This window comes from Microcoleus sp. S36a_B3, assembly GCF_036700745.1.
Taxonomy (GTDB): Bacteria; Cyanobacteriota; Cyanobacteriia; order Cyanobacteriales; family Microcoleaceae; genus Microcoleus.
This window is the reverse complement of sequence record NZ_JAUBPN010000072.1, coordinates 1-1,665: the sequence shown is the minus strand read 5'-3', so window position 1 is coordinate 1,665 and position 1,665 is coordinate 1. Positions and strand designations below refer to the sequence as shown.

The window sequence follows — 1,665 nt, the reverse complement described above, 5'->3', positions numbered from 1 at the left end:
TAGGGCTTGCTGGATAAGTGCAGAAAGGTTACACGGCGCGGTTATACGATCGCGCGATCGAGAGTTTAGTGCAAGATAAACAGGTAAAATAGGTCAAAACCCGTGCATCACCACCTGCGATCATGTACAGAAAAGCTGAGCTTGCCCCAAGCCCCTCATCCGAGTTTGAACTGCCCGTCGGAGGAAGGTTGTCTGTTGACAACCGTTGGGTAAAAATGGCTCAACTAATCCCGTGGTCAGAATTTGAGTCAGAATATGCCCAAAACTTCCCCACCGAAAAGGGGGCACCAGCCAAATCATTTCGGATGGCATTGGGGGCATTAATTATTAAGGAAAAACTGGGAATCAGCGATCGAGAAACAGTCGAACAGATCCGCGAAAACCCCTATCTGCAATACTTCATCGGTCAATCAAGCTACAGCAACGAACTACCATTTGACCCATCTTTATTAGTGCACTTTCGCCAAAGAATTAGTCCCAACCTAATTAATAAAGTGAACGAACGCATGGTCGAAAAAATGCGGGAAATTACCCCAATCCAACCCGAAAAAAAAAAGGATTCGGACGCCAAAAATGAGTCAACCAATCGCGGTAAACTAATCGTAGATGCAACCTGCGCTCCCGCCGACATTACCTATCCCACCGACTTAGGACTATTAAACAGAGCCAGAGTTCATACAGAAAAAATCCTAGACATCCTGTATAAACAAATCAAAGAAAAAATCCATAAAAAACCAAGAACCTACCGTAATCTAGCAAGAAAAGACTACTTAGCAGTAGCCAAACAAAGACGACCCACCCGCAATAAAAGAAGACAGGCAATTAAAAAACAACTTCAATACATCAAAAGAAACTTAGCTCATATTGAACAGCTAATTGATGCGGGTGCGACTCTAGAAGCTTTGACCAAAAAGCAATATAAAACCTTGCTAGTCCTCACAGAAGTCTATCGCCAACAGCTCTGGCTATTTGAAAATAACAAACAGAGTATTGAGGATAGAATAGTAAGTTTGAGCCAACCCCACATCCGTCCCATAGTCAGGGGAAAAGCAGGGAAAAGCGTAGAGTTTGGAGCCAAACTATCAGCCAGTTGTTTTGAAGGATATGTATTTTTAGACCGGATGAGCTGGGATAATTTTAACGAATCTCTTTACTTAAAAGCCCAAGTAGAAGCTTATTATAGATTCACGGGATACTATCCAGAGTCAGTTCATGCAGATCGCATTTACCGAAATCGGGAAAACCGAGCATGGTGTAAAGAAAAAGGAATTAGAATCAGTGGACCTCCTTTAGGAAGACCTCCAGCAAACGTCAGTAAAGCAAAAAAGAAGCAAGCTTTAGAAGATGAAAGAATTAGAAATGCAATCGAGGGCAAATTTGGGCAAGGAAAACGAAGATTCGGTCTGAATCGAGTAATGGCAAAACTTGATAATACATCTGGCACAGTTATTGCAATTACTTTTTTGGTAATGAATCTTTCTACCTGGTGGCGCCGGGTTTTTTGTGTGTTTTTATATCTATTTGGAAAAAGAACACCTGTTTTTGGGTTGAAGATAATCTCCAATTATAACTGGATGAAAACGATACAGAAGAACTTATATTAACCAAGCTTGAATATATCGATCGCTCCTGTGATTGGTTTGCGATCGATTATTCAGCAAACCC

At 41.5% G+C, this 1,665-nt stretch carries 1 protein-coding gene; it reads left to right on the top strand.

The window, feature by feature from the left end; all coding sequences use genetic code 11:
* The first annotated feature begins 122 nt into the window (after positions 1-122).
* Positions 123-1,604, top strand: coding sequence for an IS5 family transposase (locus QUA01_RS27245; protein ID WP_333093632.1), 1,482 nt, complete (start codon positions 123-125; stop codon positions 1,602-1,604).
* Positions 1,605-1,665: the final 61 nt, after the last annotated feature.

Coding starts and splice junctions, on each gene's coding strand:
- QUA01_RS27245 (WP_333093632.1), top strand. CDS start 123: ATGTACAGAAAAGCTGAGCTTGCCCCAAGCCCCTCATCCGAGTTTGAA.